Source organism: Oerskovia sp. NPDC056781, from assembly GCF_042789955.1.
Lineage (GTDB): Bacteria > Actinomycetota > Actinomycetes > Actinomycetales > Cellulomonadaceae > Oerskovia > Oerskovia rustica.
Genome location: NZ_JBHUAD010000065.1, coordinates 1 through 18,478, shown reverse-complemented (window position 1 = coordinate 18,478; position 18,478 = coordinate 1). Strand labels below are relative to the sequence as shown.

The following is an 18,478-nucleotide window of genomic DNA, read 5'->3' as shown; positions in this document are numbered from 1 at the left end:
CCCCCGGGACGAACCGTCCCGGGGGCGCCGTGGTGACCGCGCGCCGCCCCGCGCGCGGCCGTCGTCAACGCTTGAGGTTGACGAGCTCGGTCAGCACCTCGTCGGAGGTGGTGATGACGCGCGAGTTCGCCTGGAACCCGCGCTGGGACACGATGAGGTTCGTGAACTCCTGCGAGAGGTCCACGTTCGACATCTCGAGGTAGCCGGCAGTGATCTTGCCCATGCCCTGGTCGCCCGCGCCGCCCACGATGACCTCGCCCGAGTACTGCGTGGCCGCGTAGGTCGAGCCGCCCGCCTTCTCGAGGCCGCCCATGTTCGTGAACGACGCGAGCGCCACCTGCCCGAGGACGGCCGTCTTGCCGTTCGAGTAGGTGCCGATGATGGACCCGTTGCCGGAGACCGAGTACGACTTGAGCGAACCCGCCGCCGCACCGTCCTTGGCCGAGACCGCGACGTTCGACAGGCCCGCGTAGGACGTGACGGTGCCGAGGTCGATGGCCACGCCCGCGACCGTGAGCGATCCGCCCGCCGTGAGGGCGCCGTCGGTGAAGGTCAGGCCCTGCGGCCCTTCGATGACGGTGCCCGTCGCGGCGTCGAGCGCGCTCACGGACCACGTCCCGCCGGTCGCGGTGAACTCGAGCGACAGCTTGGTCGACGTGCCGAGCTCGTCGAAGATCTCGATGTCGCGCACGACCTTGGTGCCGTCCTTCGCGTCGGCGGGCAGGTTGCCGCCGAGCGTGACGCTCGTCGTGGCCTCGGGCGGGGCGACGTCGCCCACGGGGATCGTGAGGCGGCCGAGGGGTCCGCTCGTGTTGACGACCCCGTTGACCGCGGTCCAGCCGCGGACGAACGCACCGTCGGCGTTGACCAGGCGGCCGCTCGCGTCGAAGTCGAACGCGCCGTTGCGGGTGTAGAGCTGCTGGCCGCCGCTCTCGACGACGAAGAAGCCGTCGCCGTCGATCATGAGGTCGGTCGCGACGCCCGTGGCCTGGGACGCGCCCTGCGTGAACTGCGTCGTGATGGCCGCGGTCGTGACACCGAGGCCGATCTGTGCGGGGTTGGATCCACCGACCTGCTGGTCAGGGGCGACACCTGCGGCGACGAGCTGCGAGAGCGTGTCCTGGAACTGGGTGCGCGAGGACTTGAAGCCGGTCGTGTTGACGTTGGCGATGTTGTTGCCCGTCACGTCCAGCATGTTCTGGTGGGCGCGCAGACCGGAGATTCCGGTGTTGAGAGAACGGAGCACGAGAGTCCTTTCGGGTCAGGCGGCTGCGCCGGCCTGGCTGTCGGTTGCGCCGTCCGTGGCGGGTGGGGGTTCGGTGGCATCCGTGCTGACCGTGCCGGTGACGCCCGAGACCTTGTCGAGCGCGATGCTCTTGTCGCCGATCGTCACCGTGGGGACGGCGTCCTTGTAGGACACCGCCGTGGCGATGCCCGTGTGCTCGACGCCGTCCGCGTCGAGGTAGGACACCTCCTTGCCGAGCAGGGTGGCGGCCGCGTCGCGCATCTGCAGCGCGAACGCCTCCTGCTGTCGCACCGCGGAGTCCTCGACGAGGGTCCGCATGGCGCTGAGGGACTCCATCATGGCCAGCGACGTCGTCTGGGCGACGATCTCGCTGGTCTCCATGGAGCTGGACGGGTCCTGGTTGCGGAGCTGGGTCACGAGCAGCCCGAGGAACAGCTCGCTGTCGTACTCCTGCTTGGGGGCGCGCGCGTTCTGCGTGCGCGGGGCGGTCTCCACGGGGGCGGAGACGGGCCCGGTGACGGGGGTGACCGGCACGTCGTTCCTCTCTCAGACGAGGACGTCGAGGCGCCGGGTGGCCCCCGGCGTCGTGTCGTCCACTGTCGGCTGGATGGTCTGGTCGGTGGTCGCCCCGGGGACGCCGGTCCGTGCGCCAGGTCGGGACTGCCACGGGTGCCCTTCGCCCGGGCGACCGGTGGCGCCGTTGCCGGCACCTCCGTCGCCCGCGTTGCCGTGGCCGGCCCCGGCCTGGTGGCCGGTCCCCTGTGCCGGAGCCTCCTTCGCGTCCGAGACCGACAGCGACGCCGTCGGCGCGATGCCTGCGAGGTCGCGGCGGAGCTCGGCCGCGAGAGCGCGCAGGGCCTCACGGCCCGCGTCGTGCGGGGCGAAGAGCTCGATCCGCAGCTCGCCGCCCGCGATGTGCGCCCGGACGGTCACGGGCCCCAGGTTGTCGGGGGTCACCGAGAGCGTGAGGACGTGGTCGCCGTCACCCGCGTCGAGGAGCTGGAACACGGGGCCGGAGACCTGGGCATGGAGCGTGGGCGCAGCCTGGGGCGTGGCCGGGGCGGGGACGACCTGCCCGACGGCGGCGCTCACCGGGGCCTGGACCACGGGCCCGGGCGCGGGGACGACCTGCCCGGGCGCCGCCGTCGGCTCGGCGGTGACCTCGGCCGCAGTCCCGGCATCCGCCCGGACACGTGCACCTGGTGCCGCGACGGGCGTCGTGGTGACCGCCGGGGCGCTCACCACGGGCCCCCCGGCGGGCTGCCGATACCCCTCGGACGTGCCGCCCGCTCCCCCGCCGGACGCCTGCCCGGCCGCGACGGGAGGCGCGGCGGTGTCGCCGACCGGCCTGGCGTCCGTCGGCGCTGTCTCGCCGGTCGCCGTCGAGGCGCCACGCAGGGCGGTGCTCCCCGCGGCGGCCCGTCCGACGGACGCCCCGGGATCCCCCGCGGTCGACGCCGCGCTGCCTGCCGGTGGCACGGGCCCGGTGGCCTGCTCTTCCGGTCCGGCAGAGGACGGCCCGACGACTCCGGTCGCCGTACCGGGGTCGACAGGACCCGCGGTCACCGGCGGACCGACGGGTTCGGGGAGCACGGCCGAACCCGTCGGCACGGCCGAACCCGGCGGCACGGGCGACGGGACCACGGGAAGGGCGGCCGGCGGTTGCCCGTCGACCACGACAGCCTCCTCGACGCCCGTCCCCTCCCCGGTGCCGTCGGTCCCGTCGGTGTCCTCGCTGCCGAGGACACCGTCGGAGGCCGTACCCGTCCCGCTCTCGCCGGGCACGATCCCCTCGACGAGCGTCCCCGGACTCCTCTGGCCACCCGGGACACCGGGTGCACCGGGGATCCCGGGGTGAGCGGCGCCGTCGGGCAGGGTGCCCACGACGCCGGGCCCCTCGCCGGGCGACGGCGTGCCTGCCTGCCCGGCGGCCTCGTCCGACACCGCGGCGAGGGACCGGCCGAACGCGTCCGAGGAGTCCCCTGCGCCGCGGCGCGCGCCGGGCGCGGCAGCGGGCGCGAGGATGCTCGCGAGCGACGACGTGACAGCGGTCATGACGGCGCCCCTCAGCCCAGCACGCGGCGGATCGTGGTCACGGACGCGTCCGTGACCGGGGTGATCTCGACCGTCCGGCCGGGCTTGGGCGCGTGGATCATCTGCCCGTCGCCCAGGTAGATGCCGATGTGCTTGCCGCCCCGCTGGACGACGAGGTCACCGGGCTGCGCCTGCGCGAGCGAGGCGACCTCGGTGCCCTGACGCATCTGGTCCTTCGCGACGCGCGGGAGGTCGACACCGTGCGCCCCGAACACGAGCTGGACGAGACCCGAGCAGTCGAGACCACCCTCGGCCAGGCTCTCGCCGCCCCAGACGTAGGGCACGCCCAGGTACTGCTTGGCCGTGTCGAGGATCGCGCCGGCCTTGCCCGCGGCGCCGGTCGCGGCGCCGGTCGTGGCCGCTGCCGGCGGCGTCACGGCGGCCGCCGCGCCCGCCGAGGTCGCGCTGCCGGCGGACCTGGAACCGGCCGCGAGCGAGGAGAACAGTCCCGCGAGGTCGAGCGACCCCGGAGAGGTGCCGGTGCCGGTCCCCGTGCTGCTGCCGGTCAGCGACGACAGCAGGCTGCCGAACAGGTCCGACGACCCCTTCGCGTCCCCGGCGCCGACCGCCGCGAGCACCGACGCGAAGTCGGTCGCGCTCGCCGTTCCGGTGCCCGAGGCTGTGCCCGTCGTGCCCGTCGTGCCCGTCGTGCCCGTCGACGACGCGCCGCGCGCCGCCGTCGGGTCCTGGAGGGCCGAGATCTCTGTGCGGATCTCCCCGACGCGGGTCAGGGCCTGGGTCATGCTCATGGTCCGGTGGTCCTTCCGGTGGTCGGTCGCCACGTCGACGAGGCGACCTCGTCGAGCGTGACCTGCTCGGCGCGCCCCTCGGCGCGTGCGACGTCCTGGTCGTGACGGTCCTCGAGCTTCTCGAGCCCGAGGCGCGCCGTCCGCGCTCCCTGGAGACCGCTGAACGCCGCGTCGACCTCTGCCGACTTGCGCCGCGCCTCGGCCTCGAGGGCTGCGAAGAGCGCGCTCGTGGCGGCCCGCGAAGCTGCGATCGCGGCGAGCGAAGCACCTGTCGTGGCGTGGTCGGGCGACGACTCGAGGTACGCCGAGAGCCCGCCCGCCTCCTCGACGGTCTGCGCGAGGTCCGCGTGGGCGCTCGCGAGGCGCGCCTTGGCCGTGTCCTCCTCGAGCCGCCGCAGCCGCAGCACCCCCGCGAGCCGGAACTTCGTGCTCATCACGCCTCCCCGTCGATCAGGGCCTCGGTCAGTCGCGCGAGGCGCGACCACGTCTCCTCGGCCGGTGTGCCGTCCGTCATGGCTTGCTGGAGAAAGGCGTCGATCGCGCGCTCGTGCGTGATCGCGGCGTCGACGAGCTGGTCGGTGCCCTTCTTGTACGCCCCGATGTCGAGGATGTCCTGCGCCTTGCGGCGCGCCGCGAGGACCTTGCGCAGGGTCAGCGCGAGCGACCTCTGCTCGGGGGTCGTCACGCGTGACGCGACCCGCGAGATCGACCCGAGCGGGTCGACGGCCGGGTAGTGGCCCGAGACCGCGATGGCCCGGTCGAGCACCACGTGCCCGTCGAGGATCGAGCGCGCCTGGTCGGCGATCGGCTCGTTGTGGTCGTCGCCGTCGACCAGGACCGTGTAGATCCCCGTCACGGACCCGCGCACGCCCGTGCCCGCCCGCTCGAGCAGGTTCGCCATGAGGGAGAAGGTCGACGGCGGGTACCCGCGCGTGGCCGGGGGCTCACCGACCGACAACCCGATCTCGCGCTGGGCCATCGACACACGCGTCAGGGAGTCCATCATGAGCACCACGTGGGCGCCCTCGTCCCGGAAGGCCTCCGCGATCCGGGTCGCCGTGAACGCGGCCCGACGACGCATCATGGCCGGCTCGTCCGACGTCGCGACGACCACGACCGACCGCGCCAGACCCTCGGGCCCCAGGTCGTCCTCGAGGAACTCGCGGACCTCACGACCACGCTCGCCGACGAGGGCGATGACCGACACCTCCGCGTCGGTCCCGCGCGCCACCATCGACAGCAGCGACGACTTGCCGACGCCCGAGCCCGCGAACAGACCGATGCGCTGCCCACGGCCCAGGGTCACGAGCGAGTCGAGCACGCGCACGCCCGTCTGGAGCGGCGTGTCGATGCGGGCGCGGTCCATGGCCGAGGGCGCCTCGTTGTCGACCGGCACCCGCACGTCGCTGACGATCGGGCCCAGGCCGTCGACCGGACGCCCCAGCGCGTCGATCACGCGGCCGAACAGTCCCCGCCCCGTGGGGACGAGGATGCCCGTGCCGCTCGTGCGCACGGGCGCACCGGCGCCGACCCCCGTGAGCCTGCCGAGCGGCATGCACCGGGCCAGCCCCTCCGACGTCGCCACGACCTCGGCCGCGACGCCGTGGGGCGCCTCCCCGATGTGCACCAGGTCGCCCAGGGCGCACCGCAGGCCCGCGACCTCGACGCTCAGGCCGACCGCCGAGGACACGACACCGACCCGCTCGGGGCGGGCGGCAGCGGCCAGGTCGTCGAGCGCGGCCGGTCGCCAGGGCGCCGGACCGGAGAGCGGACGGGCGGTCGCCCTGTCCAGCACGTCGACCGCCGTCATGCCCCCGCCCTCCCGACACCAGGACGCCCCGGGCTGCGGCGCTCGGCGACCTCGTCGAGCACCGCCGTGCCCGGGAGCTCCGCGACCTCGACGAGCACCGCGAGCTCGGTCCTGGCCCGCTCGACCGCCGCACCGACGCGGGCGTCGAGGAAGCCGTGCTCGAGGTCCGCCACGGCATCGCCCCGGCGCAGCGTCGCGTCCGGCACGAGCACGGGCTCCCGGACCCCGGCCTCGGTGAGCAGGCGCACGTCGTCGGGGTGCAGGCGCACCTCGACGACCGCAGCCTCGACGTTCGACGTGACCCGGGAGAGCGCGGCGTGCGCAGCCTGGGAGCGGTCCGTGAGCTGCACACCGACGATCGCCTCGGCGAGCCCCAGCGCACCGCGCAACGTGGCGTCCTGCGCGGCCTCGACGACCGGCACCGTGCGCTCGGCGAGCGCACGGGCCGCCTCGTGCAGCAGCGTGACCGTGCGCCGGATGCTCTCGACCTGCTCTGCGGCGCGGCGCGCGTGCTCCTCCTCGAGGGAGGCCCGCAGCCGGTCCATGCCCTCCTGGGCGGCGCGGGCACCCGCGGCGTACCCCGCGGCGTACCCACGGGCGGACGCGGCCGCCTCGACCTCCTGGACCCGCGAGCTGTGCAGCACCGGCACCGCGCTCGGGACGAACGCCGACTCAGTAGACAAGCTCGTCCCCGTCCGTGCGGTGGATCGTGATCTTCTCGTCGGCCTCGAGGTCGCGGACGATGCGGACGATCTCGGCCCGCGCCTCCTCGACCTGGCTCACGCGCACGCCGCCCAGGCCCGCGATCTCCTCGTCGAGGAGCGTGCGGTTGCGCGCCGAGATGTTGGTCGTGACGGCCTCGACGACCCGAGCGGTCGTCCCCTTCATCGCGAGCGCGAGCACCGCCATCTCCACACCACGCAGGATGATCTGGACGTCGCGCGCCTCGAACGAGGCGATGTCCTCGAACGTCAGCATGCGCGAGCGGACCTCGTCCGCCAGCGCCGGGTCGCGCGCCTCGAGGCCCTCGAGGAGGGCCTTCTCGGTCGCGACGTCCGAGCGGTTGATGATGTCGACGAGCGGCTGGACCCCGCCGATGATCTCGACCGGCTGACGCGGCGCGATGCTCGCCCCCATGCGGGCACGGAACTGGTCCGAGACGAGCTTGACCGCCTCGGGTGACGCCGTGCCCATCGTGGCCAGCGCCTGGGCCACGTCGGTGCGGTACTCGTCGGCCAGGTTGGCCAGCACCGACGACGCGACCGTCGCGCTCAGGTGCGCGAGCACGAGGGCCACGGTCTGCGGGTGCTCACCGTCGAGCAGCGAGATGATCTGCCCCGGCTCGGTCCCGTCGAGGTACTCGAAGGCCTTGCCCTGCATGCTCGCCACGAGGCGCTCGACGACGTCGGCGGCCTTGTCGACCCCGAGCGACGCCTCGAGCAGGCCGACCGCGAGGTCCTTGCCGCCTCGGGGACGGGGGCTGCCGGACAGCGCCATGTCGTAGAACTCGTCGAGAGCCGCGACCGCGAGGTCCGGGTCGACGACCTGCGTCCGCATGATCTCCGCGGCGACCTCGCCCGTCTCCTCCTCGGAGAACAGCGACATGACCGTCGCGGCGCGGTCCTGGCTCATCTGCATGAGCACGAGCGCGACCTTCTGGACACCGGACATGCCGGCGATCCGGCGCAGGGTCTCGACCGGGAGGCGTGACTCCCCGGACTCGGGGGCGTCGATCGTGATCGTCTGCGTGACGCTCGTCGCGGGAGCACCGGGGGTGCCCGTCGGTGCGTCCTGCACGCCGGTACCGGGCGCGTTCGTCGTGACGGTCATCGCCGCACCGCCCGGTCCTCGGCGAGGAGCACCCGCAGGTACTCGGCCGTCTTGTCCGGGTCGGCCCCGGCGAGGGCGTCCACCTCGGCCCGACGCTGGTCCAGGCTCGAGAAGCGGGGCGTCGGCGGCTGGATCTCCGGGCGCGTGGGCACCGGCTCCAGCAACCCGTCACCGTCGTCCCGGCCACCGTGCATCGGCCCGAACTCGTCGAGACCGTCGCCCACGGGACGCAGCTCGAGGTCGGCGATGTCGACCGTCTCGCGACGCTCACGGCGGCGACGTGCCCGCGACCAGACCACGAGCCCCAGGACGAGGAGCAGCAGGATGCCCGCGACGACCGCTCCGGTCCGCAGCATCTGGCCCTGCTTCTCTGCGGCGGCCGCCGCCTCGGCAGCGGCGAGCGCAGCCTGGGCGGCGTCGGCAGCCCCCGTGTCGAACGCGAGCCGCTCGACCTCGACCACGTCACCGCGGTCCGGGTTGATGCCGGCCGCGGCCGCCACGAGGCTCGTGATCGCCGCAGTGTTGCCCGCGCCGGCCGCGTCGGCGTTGAGCGCGACCGACACCGTCTGACGGGTCAGGGCGCCCGCGGGCCGCGTCGTCGTCTCCGTGGTCTTGTCGACCGCGTTGTTGCGCGTCGCGTCCTGGGACGTGTAGGTGCTGTCCCCGGTCCCGCCGTTCGGGACCGCGATGTTGTCCGGCCCCAGCACGCCTGCCCCGCCCCCGCCGGTGCCCGAGTACTCCTCGGTCGTGGTCGACTCGTTGAGCACCGGTGCGTTCTCGGGAGCGGTGAACTTCTCCTCGAGACGCTCCGAGCTCGACACGTCCATCTCGGCCGTCACCGCGACGGTCGAGTTCCCCGCACCGACGACGCGGTCGAGCATGGCCTGCACCGCCCGGGCCGTGCGCTCCTCGTACTCCGAGCTCTGCTTGCCCGACGACCGGGTGCCCACGCCGACCTCCGAGAGGACGGCGCCGCTCTGGTCCACGACGGCGACGTCGGTGGGCGACATGCCGTCGATCGAGGCCGACACCAGGTGCACCATGGCCTCGACCTGCTCCGGTGCCAGCGACTTGCCGCGAGCCGGGGCGACGAACACCGACGCTGTCGGGGTGCCCTTCTCCGCGGCGAAGACCGTGGCCTCCGGGATGGCGAGCTGCACGGTCGCGGTCGAGACGTTGTCCATGGCGCCGATCGTGCGCGCCAGCTCGCCCTCGAGCGCACGCTTGTACGTCACGTCCTGCTGGAACTCGCTCGACGTCACCCCCATCTCGTCGAGCAGCGAGTACCCGCCGGTCGACTCGTCGGCCGGCAGCCCCGCAGCGGCGGCCGCGAGCCGCTGCTCGTAGACCTGCTCCTCAGGCACGAGCACCGTCGCTCCGCCGTCGGACAGCTGGTAGGGGACGCCCTGCGACCTGAGCTGGTCCACGATCGCCGAGGCGTCCGCGCTCGACATGCCCGAGTACAGGGGCGTGAAGCTGGGGCGCGACACCCAGGACACGAGACCGACCACGGCGACCACGAGGATCGCGAGGGCGAGGACCGCGAGCGTACGCTGCGCGATCGTGAAGTCGCGGACGGCGCCGAACGCGCGCCCGAACGACGACTTGATCTTCTCCGGCATGTCAGGCCTGCATCCTCATGATCTCGTTGAACGCGTCGACCGCCTTGTTGCGCACGGTGGCGACGAGCTCGAGGGTGGTAGCGGCACGCGTCGAGGCGATCGTCGCCTGGTGGATGTCGGCCAGGTCGCCCGACACAGCGGCGATCGTCAGCTCGTTGGAGGCGGCCTGCAGCTGCTGGGTGTTGTCGACCGCGCCACCGAGGACCTCGGCGAACGCGCTCGCGCCCACCTGCCCGGTGGACGCGGTGGCGGCGGAGGGCGACAGGCCCGACAGGGCCGACGCAGCCTCGGCACCCGACAGGTAGCCGGTCGCGGTCGTGGGCTCGATAGGAGACACAGGCATGGGGATCACTTCCCGATCTGGAGGGCTGCTTCGTAGGCCGTCTTGGCCCGGTCGACGACCGCCGCGTTCGCCTGGTACCCGCGCTGGGCCAGGATGAGGCTGCCCATCTGCTCGGACATGTCGATGTCCGGGTAGCGCACGTACCCGTCCTCGTCGGCGAGCGGGTGGTCCGGCTCGTACGTGACGCGCCCTTCCTCGCTGCCCCAGGCGGCGCCCGCGACGAACGCGCCGGGGGTGTCGTTGCCCCCCTCCTGGACGGTCACGTAGCGGGCGCGGAACGCGGCGTCGTCGGTCGACGTCACGGTGTTCACGTTGGAGAGGTTGTCGGCGACCGCGTCGAGCCACTTGCGGTGCACGGTCAGGCCGGTGCTGGCGATGCCGATCGCGTCGAACGTCATCTCAGCTCGTCCTCATCGCCGCGCGCAGCGAGGCCGCCTCGCCGCCGACGGCCTGCGTCGCGAACTGGTAGCGCAGCACGGTGTCGATGTTGGAGAGCGTCTCGGTGTCGAGGTTGACGTTCGAGCCGTTGAGCTGGGTGGGTTCGAGCGAGCGCGACACGCTGAACGCGACGCGCCCCTCGCCCGAGGCGACGGAGGAGGCCAGCGCCTGCTCGAACTGGACCCGCTTCGCGGTGTACCCGGGAGTGTTGATGTTGGCGACGTTCTCCGCGATCACACGCTGGCGGGCGGAGAGCCCGTCGAGCGCGCTCTGGAGCGCCAAGGAGGTGACGGAGTCGAACACGATCGCGGTATCCCCACGTCGGAGGTGTCGGCCGTCCCATGGCCTACGGGGTGAGTCGTCCGTGCTCACCGTGATCTCTCGGCCGCAGGGCGGCCGTCGTGCGTCGCGTGCCCTGCCCCGGGTCGGGGGCGAAGGGATGCGTCGTCGTGTCACTTCGAGCCCTATGCAGGGCTGCGGGTGGTCAGTCGTCGTCCGCCGCGCGGGGCGTGCGAGGCGGCGCCCGCCGACGTCCGGCGCCGTCAGGCGCGCGGAGCGGAGCGGGTCAGGCCTCGACGTCGAGGTAGGCGGCGACCGGTGCGTCGTGCACGGTCGGCACGGCGGACAGCGCTCGCGCGTGCCGGCGGTTCTCCGCGACGGCGTCGTGCAGGTGGTCGACGATGTGCGCCTGGCCCGCCAGGACCTCGAGCGCGCGGTCCACCAGGCTCGCCGGCAGGCGTCCCAGATCGGTCGGCGGGGTCCAGCGGACGAGCCTGTCCATCACCTCGGCGCCGGCGTCGGGACCGGCCCCCGCCGACATCGCGGCGAGGTCGTCCAGGACGCGTGACCACGCGGCGTGCGGGTCCGCGGCGGCGTCGGAGGCACCGCGCGGGTCGCGGGCTGCGCGAAGGTCGAGGGCGGGGTCCGGCTCGGGGGCGACCGACGGTTCGGACGCGTCCGCGAGGGCCGGCGAGCCCTGCACCCGCGAGGGCTCCTGCGGCTCCCACGCTGTCGGCGCCGCCGTCCTGGGCCGCGCCGTCACGAGCTGCGAGTCAGGCGACACCGGACACACCGCCCGTGCGGACGGACGACGTGCTGTCGTGCCCCGCAGGGAGCACCTCGGCGGCCTGGCGCCACGTCTCCTGCAGCGGCAGGACGAGCTCGAGCACCTCGTGCGTGCGCGCGATGTCCCGGTGGACGTTCGCCGCGACCAGCGCCTCGTGCACGTAGACGTACACGGCGAGGAGGTCCTCGCCACCGTCCCAGACGGAGGTGTCGAGCGAGCCCATGAGCTCCGCGACGATCGCCTGCGCGTGCAGGAGCTGCTCGGAGGCCGCCGTCCAGCGCTCCTCGCCCTGCGCGACCTCGGCCCGGCGCAGGTCGAGCACCAGCCGGTCGTAGAGCATGGTCAGCAGACGCGCCGGCGACGCGGTGAGGATGGCGTCGCGCCCGTAGGCGCTCTGGGCGAGGTTGGTCACGGGGATTCCTTCGCGGGAGGGTCAGCGCTTGGACGGGTTCAGGGCGTTGAGCTGTCCCGTGAGCCACTGCTGCTGGGAGTCGAGCTTCGCGAGCTGCACCTCCATCGAGGTGAACTGCGCGCTGAGCCGGTTGTAACGCTGCTCGAGCCGGGTGTCCCACCGGACGATCTGCTCGTCCATCCGCTTCGCGTTGGTCTCGCGGTTCTGGATCGAGGTGGTCAGCTGGCCGTCGTACTTGTCCGACAGCGACTCGGCGGCCTCCTGGACGCGGGCAGCGACCTTGTTGAACGTGGCCGTGACCTTGTTCGGGTCCGCCGCCAGGGCCGCGTCGAGCTTCTCGGCGTTGAACACGACCTCGCCGGTGCGCGTGATCTCGATGCCGATCGCGGACAGCGACTCGCCGTCGATCGGGTAGGACGCGGCGTCGGTCAGCGTCTGGCGCGCGTTGCGCACGACGGACTCGCCGGCCAGCGTCGCGCCAGACGTCGATCCGTCGGCCGCGATCGTGACCTTGGTCAGCGCGGCCATGCGGGACAGGATCGACTGGACCGAGTCGACGAAGCCCTTGACCGTGGCGGTCCGCGCCTCGGTGTCCTCGTTGACCGTGATCGTCACCGGGTTGGCGGAGGCCTTGGCGACCGTGACGTCAACGCCCGGGAGCAGGTCGGTGAAGACCGCCGTGGACGACGTCACGGTCTGCTCGGCGGGCGTCCCTGCCCACAGGCGCACCGACGAGTCGGCGGCGGCGGTCACGGTCGCGGCCCCCGGGGCCGTGAGGAGGTTCGTCGCGGTGCCGCCGTCCACCTCGGCCGCAGTGCCGGCGTGGAACGAGAACGCGTTCTCGGCACCCGTCTCGGTCGACGTGAGCTGGAGGCGGAAGAGTTTCTCGCCCGTACCGGGGTCGGTGCCGGCGGACACCTTGACGGCGCGGACGCCCGTGTCCGACCCGTTGAGGGCCGCGACGACGTCGTCGAGCGAGGAGGAGGCCGCCGTGACCTCGGTGTGCGAGCCCTTGGCGTCGGTGATCGTGAACTTCGTGCCGGGGGCCGTGCTCATGGGCCCGGTGACGGACTTCTGGCCTGCGGCGACGGAGTCGACGACGAGGTCGATCGTCCCCGCACCGGCCGCCGGCTTGGCCGTCACCGCGACGGCGTCCGACGAGCTCGTCGCCTTGAACTGGGCGAGGGCGTTGGGGGACGTGAGGTCCTTGGCGGACTTCGCGAGCGCGGCGATGCGCGTGTTGAGGTCCTGGAGCGCGGTGATCTCGGTGCGCTGGAGCTTGACCTTGGCCTGGAGGTTGAGCTGGGGGATCGATTCGACCTTCATGAGGTCCGCCACCAGCGCCTTGACGTCGAGACCGCTCGACGTGAGACCGGAGAGAGTGATGCCCACGGGAATTGCCTCCAGGACGTTGGGGTCGGCTGGGTGAGCCAGGGTCAGGTCGGTGAGGGAAGAGCACCCGACGGGCGGCGACCTGTGCGGACGCCGCCGCCCGTCGGGTGGCTGTCAGTCTCAGCCGAGGAGCTGCAGGACTCCGGCGTTGGACTGGTTGGCCTGGGCCAGCATCGCGGTCCCGGCCTGGGACAGGATGTTGGTGCGCGAGTAGTTCATCATCTCCTTGGCCATGTCGACGTCGCGGATGCGCGACTCCGCCGAGGTCAGGTTCTCCGCGGCGACGTTGATGTTGGAGATCGCGTACTCCAGACGGTTCTGCGTCGCACCGAAGTTCGAACGAGCCGTCGACACGGCCTTGAGCGCCGTGTCGATCGTCTCGATCGACGTACGGGCGTTCGTGGCGTCCGCGACGTTCAGCGCGGTGCCGCCGGCGCCGCCCGCGTCGTCGTACACCGTGTCCTTGATGATGTCCTGCAGGTTGTTGGCTGCGAGGGCGATGGTGATGGTGTTGCCGCTGCCGGCGCCCTCCGCGCTGACCTGGACCGTGAGGTCCGTGGCCGTGTCGGTGAGCAGGTTGATGCCGTTGAAGTTGGTCGAGTCGACGACACGGTTGAGCTCGTTCGCGAGCTCGTCGAGCTCCGAGCTGATCGCGGTGCGGGCGTCGGCGTTGTTGGTGTCCGAGGACGCCTGGACCGCGAGGTCACGCATACGCTGCAGGATCGACTGGGACTCGCCCAGCGCACCTTCAGCAGCCTGCACGACGCTGATGCCGTCCTGCGCGTTACGAGCAGCGACCGAGTAGCCGTTGACCTGAGCCTTGAGGCCCTCCGCGATCGACAGACCCGCGGCGTCGTCGGCCGCACGGTTGATACGAAGACCCGACGACAGCTTCTCGAGCGACTTGCTCTGGCTGTTCTGCGTGTTCGTCAGGTTACGGAACGTGTTCAGTGCAGAGACGTTCGTGTTGACGCTGAAGCCCATGATGAGTCCTCCGTGAGACGGGCGAGAAGAATGGTCCCCCAGCCCATCCATGGGCCGGTCGACCACGACTGTCGGCACGGATCGCGCCGTCGTCTGCCACCGAGCGGGTGAGATCTGGTCGCGGGCCGGCGACCGACCCCGAGGTCAGGAGGCCGCGGGGGTCGACCAGGCGGCACGGCGGGTCGCGCCACCCGCGACCCTGTCCCCCACGTCTGCCAGGTACTCACGACGCCGCGCGGACAGCGGCGCCGTCGAGCCCCGCGACTCCCGGTCGGAGTAGTGCGCCTCGAGCCCCTCCCGCAGCAGGCGGACCGCCTCGATCCGTGCGTGCGAGACCGTCGAGTGCCCGATGCCGAGCTCCTCGGCGAGAGCGCCCACGGTGCGGCCCCCGAAGTAGACCTCCTCCACGATGTACCGCAGCTGCTCGGGCAGGGCCGCGACGGCCTCGCGCACGACGTGCCGCTCCTCGGTCGCGAGCACCTGCTCCTCGGGACTGGGCGCATCGAGGACCACGTGCTCGTACATCGTGTCGTCGACCGCGACGATCGAGCGGCCGGCATCGTCCCGGATCGCCCGGACGTCCGCGACCACGACGCCCATCGCCTCGGCGACCTGGACGTCGGTCGGCTCCCGGCCCAGCGACGCCGTCAGCGCGGCCTCGACCGCGGTGAGCTCCTTGATCCGCTTGCGCGCCGACCGGGGCGCCCAGTCCTGGGACCGCAGCTCGTCCGACAGGGCACCGACGATGCGGCGGCGGGCGTACGCACCGAAGGGCACCCCGCGGGCCGGGTCGTAGGCCGTCGCGGCCGTCGTCAGCGCGATCGCCCCCACCGACGCGAGATCCTCCCGCGAGAGGTGGTCCGCTCGGGCGCACAGGTCGGACACGAGGAAGCCGACGAGGGCAAGGTTGTCGACGACGAGAGCATTGCGCTCGGAGAGGTTCACGCCGAAGCACCTTTCTGCTGGGCATCTGCTGGGCACCCTGCGTCGCACCACCCCGAGCGGGGCACCGGGGAGGACGCTGCGAGGTACGCGGTGGCGACCGCGTCAAGGACTCCCATGCGGATCGGTCGACGATCAGTCGCCACATCTGCGCCACGGCGACCGACAGTGGTCTCCGAGCGGGCCTTGCGGCCCGCCGTCCCGACCGACCACGCCGCACGTAAGGGAGAGCCGCATTGGGCCCTCAGGAGCTGTCGACCCTGTTGTGGCGAGAGCGTGAGCTGCTGGAGATGCTGCTCTTCAAGCTCGAGGAGGAGCAGCTCCTCCTCACGGCCGGCCGCACCCGCTGGCTCGCGCACGCCAACCGTGAGGTCGAGACCGTCATGGAGAAGGTGCGCGAGGCGACCCTCGTGCGCACCGTCGCCTCCGAGACGGTCGCCTCGTCCTGGGGGCTGTCCCCCGACGCGACGCTGCGTGAGATCGCGGCGGCCGCGCAGAGCACCGGACCGTGGCGCGAGATCTTCGAGGGGCACCTCGCCGGCCTGACCGAGCTGACCGTGCGGATCAAGACGGTCCGGGACACCAACACCCAGATCGTCAACCACGCCTCACGCTCGACGCAGGAGACCCTCGCGACCCTCGGCGGTGAGGCGCGGACCTACGACGCGACCGGCGCCGCCACGGCGCAGTCCGCCGTCGCCCGCCTCTTCGACACGATCCTGTAAGGAACCGCGCCCATGAGCTCGTTCGCCATCCTCAACACCGCCCGCCAGGGCCTGAACGCCGCGCAGGCCGGCATCGACGTGACCGGTCAGAACGTGGCCAACCTCAACACGAACGGCTACACGCGTCAGCGCATCCAGCAGTCGTCCGTCTCCCCGCTGGCCGAGATGGGCCTGGCGCGCTTCGCCCAGCCCGTGCGCAACGGCCAGGGCGTGAGCATCGACGGCGTCGCCCGGCTCGGGAACCTCTTCCTCGAGTCCCGCGTGCGGCAGACCGCGTCGAACGAGGGGTACTCCGTGGTGCGCGCCACGGCCTTCAACGCGGTCGAGGACATCCACGGCGAGCCCTCGGACACCGGGATGTCCGCGACCCTGCAGTCGTTCTGGAGCGGTTGGCAGGACGTCGCGAACGCCCCCGGGAAGGAGGCCCAGGCGCGCGTGGTCATCGAGCGCGCGGTGGGCATCGTCGACCGGCTCGTCGCGGGGCGCGCCGAGGTCGCCGGGCAGTGGCAGCAGTCCCGCACGAGCGCGACCTCCCTCGTCTCGGAGGTCAACGCGATGGCGGACAAGGTCGCGGCGCTCAACGCACAGATCCGCGACGCCGCGGGCCAGGGTGTCTCGACCAACGAGCTCGTGGACCACCGGAACCAGGTGACGGCCTCGCTCGCGCAGGTCGCCGGCGCCCAGGCCAGCATGAACCCGGACGGCACGGTCAGCGTCCTGCTGGGCGGCAACCTGCTCGTCGACGGCACCACGACCAACCCGGTCAAGCTGGCCGGCTCGCAGTCGATGGACGGCGTGACGACGGACCCTGTCCGCCTCGAGTGGGCGCACCGCGCAGGGGCGCAGGTCGCCCTCGAGGGCGGGGACCTCGCAGGGCACCTGTCCGCCCTGGCGCCCGCGTCGTCCGGTGGCGTGTACGCCCAGGCCGCGGCGGGCTACGACACCCTCGCCTCGACGATCGCCGCCCAGGTCAACGCGCTCCACACGACGGCCCAGACGACGACGGGCGCGCCGGGAGGCCCCTTCTTCGTCTTCGACGCGGGCAAGCCCCCGGCGTCGGGCATCAAGGTCGCGGTCACCGACCCCTCTCAGGTCGCCGCGAGCGGCGGCGGCGGCGCGCTCGACGGATCCGTCGCGGACAAGATCGCACGACTCGGCGTCGCGTCCGACGGTCCCGACGCCGGCTGGTCCGCACACGTCGCGACGATCGCCGTGAAGTCGAGCTCGGCGACGTACGACGCGAAGCTCGCGACCATCGCGTCCACCGCGGCGTTCTCCGACCTGCTGTCCAACTCGGCCGTCTCGCTCGACGAGGAGACCGTGAACCTCGTCCAGTACCAGCACGCCTACCAGGGGGCCGCGCGTGTCCTCACCGCGGTCGACGAGATGCTCGACCAGCTCATCAACCGCACGGGCCGCGTCGGCCTGTGACCCATCAGAACCGTCCGCCGCGCCGGCCCGCCGGCCCGCCCGCCCGACCCGCCTCCTAGGGGAGAACCGTGCGCATCACCAACCAGATGCAGGCCTCGTTCGTCACACGAAGCATGCAGGCCAACCTCGCCCGGATGGCCGAGCTCCAGGAGCAGGGCACGTCCGGGCGCAAGCTCGTCCGCGCGTCGAGCGACCCTTCCGCGGCGGCCGACGCCTTGTCCGTGCGCAACCAGCTCGCGACCGAGAAGCAGTACCAGCGCAACATCGAGAACGGCGACGGCTGGCTCTCGACGCTCGACTCGGCGCTCAGGTCCGTCACGGACGTCGTCCAGCGCGTGCGCGACCTCGTGATGCAGGGAGCCTCGGACACGGCGTCGCCCGACGCGCGCGAAGCCATCGCGGTCGAGCTCGACGAGCTCCGCTCCGAGCTGCTGCGCCAGTCGAACACGACCTACCTGGGGCGCAACGTGTTCGCCGGCACGTCCGACGAGGGGGTCGCGTTCCGTGACGACTACAGCTTCACCGGTGTCCCCGGCAGCTCCGTCGAACGGCGCATCGGTGCCGACTCGACCGTCCAGGTCGACATCGACGGGGCCGCGGTCTTCGGCACCGGAGCGGGCTCCGTCTTCGCCCTCCTCGACACGGTCGTGGCCGACCTGCGGGCCGGCACGAACGTCAGGAGCCACCTCGGGGCCGTGGACTCCCGGCTGTCCGCCGTCCTGACGCAGCACACCACCGTCGGTGCACGGCAGAACCAGCTCGAACGCGCCACGGACACCAACGCCGACTCTCAGCTCGCGCTCAAGACGCAGCGCGCCGGGATCGAGGACGCCGACATCGCCGAGATCGCGATCGACCTCCAGCTCAAGCAGGTCGCCTACCAGGCGACCCTGAGCATCGGCTCCAACCTCCTGCAGCCCACTCTCATGGACTATCTCCGATGACCACCATCACCTTCGTGACCCCGCCCCCGGGCCTTGCTGCGCGCCGGTTCGAGCTGCTCGAGGAGCAGACGGACGGCGTCTACACGCTCGCGGCTCTCGACGTCCCCGGCGTCGAGCTCCTCGTCGTCGACCCGGGCCGCTGGGTGCCCGACTACGCCCCCGCGATCCCGGCGGGCGACCTCGCGCTCATCGGAGCGTCCGACCAGGACCCCGTGGTCCTCGTGGTCGCGAGCGCACGCGCCGGGGTCGTGAGCGTCAACCTCATGGCCCCGGTCCTGGTGCACCCGGACACCGGTGCCGCGATCCAGACGATCCTCGACGGCCAGGGGCTGGACCTGCGGCGGGAGCTGGTCCCGGCCTGACCGCCGTCCCCCGCCGCACCGGGTGCGCTGCTCCACGCAGGCCCGCTCGACGCACGGCTCGACGCACCAAGAGAGGCCCGTCCGGGGA

General features: G+C 72.5%; 21 protein-coding genes. 4 read left to right on the top strand and 17 right to left on the bottom strand.

Translation table 11 applies throughout. The features are described from left to right. Positions 1–64: 64 nt before the first annotated feature. The 17 genes from ACFRCR_RS08100 to ACFRCR_RS08020 form a co-directional block, all read right to left on the bottom strand. Positions 65–1,246 (bottom strand): flagellar hook protein FlgE, encoded by a 1,182-nt coding sequence (locus ACFRCR_RS08100; protein ID WP_377676626.1) that lies wholly within the window; start codon positions 1,244–1,246, stop codon positions 65–67. Positions 1,247–1,261: 15 nt separating this feature from the next. Continuing rightward, complete coding sequence (locus ACFRCR_RS08095) at positions 1,262–1,780, bottom strand: flagellar hook assembly protein FlgD (RefSeq protein ID WP_191796685.1); 519 nt, start codon at positions 1,778–1,780, stop codon at positions 1,262–1,264. 12 nt (positions 1,781–1,792) lie between these two features. Next, a complete protein-coding gene (locus ACFRCR_RS08090; protein ID WP_377676624.1) occupies positions 1,793–3,301 on the bottom strand; it encodes a flagellar hook-length control protein FliK in 1,509 nt (502 codons plus the stop codon). 11 nt (positions 3,302–3,312) lie between these two features. Next, a complete protein-coding gene (locus tag ACFRCR_RS08085; protein WP_377676622.1) occupies positions 3,313–4,089 on the bottom strand; it encodes a C40 family peptidase in 777 nt (258 codons plus the stop codon). Next, the gene (locus ACFRCR_RS08080) at positions 4,086–4,523 is read right to left on the bottom strand and encodes a flagellar FliJ family protein (RefSeq protein WP_377676620.1); all 438 of its coding nucleotides are present in this window, start codon (positions 4,521–4,523) and stop codon (positions 4,086–4,088) included. Before ACFRCR_RS08080 ends, ACFRCR_RS08085 begins: the two co-directional genes overlap by 4 nt. Beyond that, positions 4,523–5,899 carry a FliI/YscN family ATPase gene (locus ACFRCR_RS08075; protein WP_377676618.1) on the bottom strand — a complete coding sequence of 459 codons (1,377 nt, stop codon included), beginning with the start codon at positions 5,897–5,899 and terminating at the stop codon, positions 4,523–4,525. Before ACFRCR_RS08075 ends, ACFRCR_RS08080 begins: the two co-directional genes overlap by 1 nt. Next, a complete protein-coding gene (locus ACFRCR_RS08070) occupies positions 5,896–6,582 on the bottom strand; it encodes a FliH/SctL family protein (protein ID WP_377676616.1) in 687 nt (228 codons plus the stop codon). Before ACFRCR_RS08070 ends, ACFRCR_RS08075 begins: the two co-directional genes overlap by 4 nt. After that, positions 6,572–7,729 (bottom strand): flagellar motor switch protein FliG, encoded by a 1,158-nt coding sequence (gene fliG, locus ACFRCR_RS08065; protein WP_377676614.1) that lies wholly within the window; start codon positions 7,727–7,729, stop codon positions 6,572–6,574. The genes ACFRCR_RS08070 and fliG overlap by 11 nt, the downstream gene beginning before the upstream one ends. Then, the gene (gene fliF, locus ACFRCR_RS08060; protein ID WP_377676612.1) at positions 7,726–9,351 is read right to left on the bottom strand and encodes a flagellar basal-body MS-ring/collar protein FliF; all 1,626 of its coding nucleotides are present in this window, start codon (positions 9,349–9,351) and stop codon (positions 7,726–7,728) included. The genes fliG and fliF overlap by 4 nt, the downstream gene beginning before the upstream one ends. A gap of 1 nt (position 9,352) precedes the next feature. Beyond that, positions 9,353–9,694, bottom strand: a complete 342-nt coding sequence (gene fliE / locus ACFRCR_RS08055; protein ID WP_191796690.1) for a flagellar hook-basal body complex protein FliE — start codon at positions 9,692–9,694, stop codon at positions 9,353–9,355. Positions 9,695–9,699: 5 nt separating this feature from the next. Then, positions 9,700–10,092 (bottom strand): flagellar basal body rod protein FlgC, encoded by a 393-nt coding sequence (locus tag ACFRCR_RS08050; protein ID WP_138825784.1) that lies wholly within the window; start codon positions 10,090–10,092, stop codon positions 9,700–9,702. Position 10,093: 1 nt separating this feature from the next. Further along, positions 10,094–10,435 (bottom strand): flagellar basal body protein, encoded by a 342-nt coding sequence (locus ACFRCR_RS08045; RefSeq protein ID WP_138825786.1) that lies wholly within the window; start codon positions 10,433–10,435, stop codon positions 10,094–10,096. Between the two features lie 262 nt (positions 10,436–10,697). Next, positions 10,698–11,114: a hypothetical protein gene (locus ACFRCR_RS08040; protein WP_377676610.1), complete on the bottom strand. Its 417-nt coding sequence runs from the start codon at positions 11,112–11,114 to the stop codon at positions 10,698–10,700. A gap of 70 nt (positions 11,115–11,184) precedes the next feature. Next, positions 11,185–11,610, bottom strand: a complete 426-nt coding sequence (gene fliS / locus ACFRCR_RS08035; RefSeq protein ID WP_191791658.1) for a flagellar export chaperone FliS — start codon at positions 11,608–11,610, stop codon at positions 11,185–11,187. 21 nt (positions 11,611–11,631) lie between these two features. Then, the gene (gene fliD / locus ACFRCR_RS08030) at positions 11,632–13,002 is read right to left on the bottom strand and encodes a flagellar filament capping protein FliD (protein ID WP_377676609.1); all 1,371 of its coding nucleotides are present in this window, start codon (positions 13,000–13,002) and stop codon (positions 11,632–11,634) included. Positions 13,003–13,122: 120 nt separating this feature from the next. Next, on the bottom strand, positions 13,123–13,986 hold the full coding sequence (locus ACFRCR_RS08025) for a flagellin (protein WP_377676607.1): 864 nt from the start codon (positions 13,984–13,986) through the stop codon (positions 13,123–13,125). Between the two features lie 144 nt (positions 13,987–14,130). Next, on the bottom strand, positions 14,131–14,931 hold the full coding sequence (locus ACFRCR_RS08020; protein WP_377676605.1) for a sigma-70 family RNA polymerase sigma factor: 801 nt from the start codon (positions 14,929–14,931) through the stop codon (positions 14,131–14,133). A gap of 233 nt (positions 14,932–15,164) precedes the next feature. Here ACFRCR_RS08020 and ACFRCR_RS08015 point away from each other — a divergent pair, with 233 nt between their 5' ends. From ACFRCR_RS08015 to fliW, 4 genes are all read left to right on the top strand, one after another. Continuing rightward, positions 15,165–15,653 (top strand): flagellar protein FlgN, encoded by a 489-nt coding sequence (locus ACFRCR_RS08015; RefSeq protein ID WP_138825802.1) that lies wholly within the window; start codon positions 15,165–15,167, stop codon positions 15,651–15,653. A gap of 12 nt (positions 15,654–15,665) precedes the next feature. Then, positions 15,666–17,084, top strand: a complete 1,419-nt coding sequence (gene flgK / locus ACFRCR_RS08010) for a flagellar hook-associated protein FlgK (RefSeq protein ID WP_191796694.1) — start codon at positions 15,666–15,668, stop codon at positions 17,082–17,084. 68 nt (positions 17,085–17,152) lie between these two features. Further along, positions 17,153–18,028: a flagellar hook-associated protein FlgL gene (gene flgL, locus ACFRCR_RS08005; protein ID WP_377676603.1), complete on the top strand. Its 876-nt coding sequence runs from the start codon at positions 17,153–17,155 to the stop codon at positions 18,026–18,028. Further along, on the top strand, positions 18,025–18,390 hold the full coding sequence (fliW, locus tag ACFRCR_RS08000) for a flagellar assembly protein FliW (protein WP_377676601.1): 366 nt from the start codon (positions 18,025–18,027) through the stop codon (positions 18,388–18,390). Before flgL ends, fliW begins: the two co-directional genes overlap by 4 nt. The last annotated feature ends 88 nt before the right edge of the window (positions 18,391–18,478 follow it).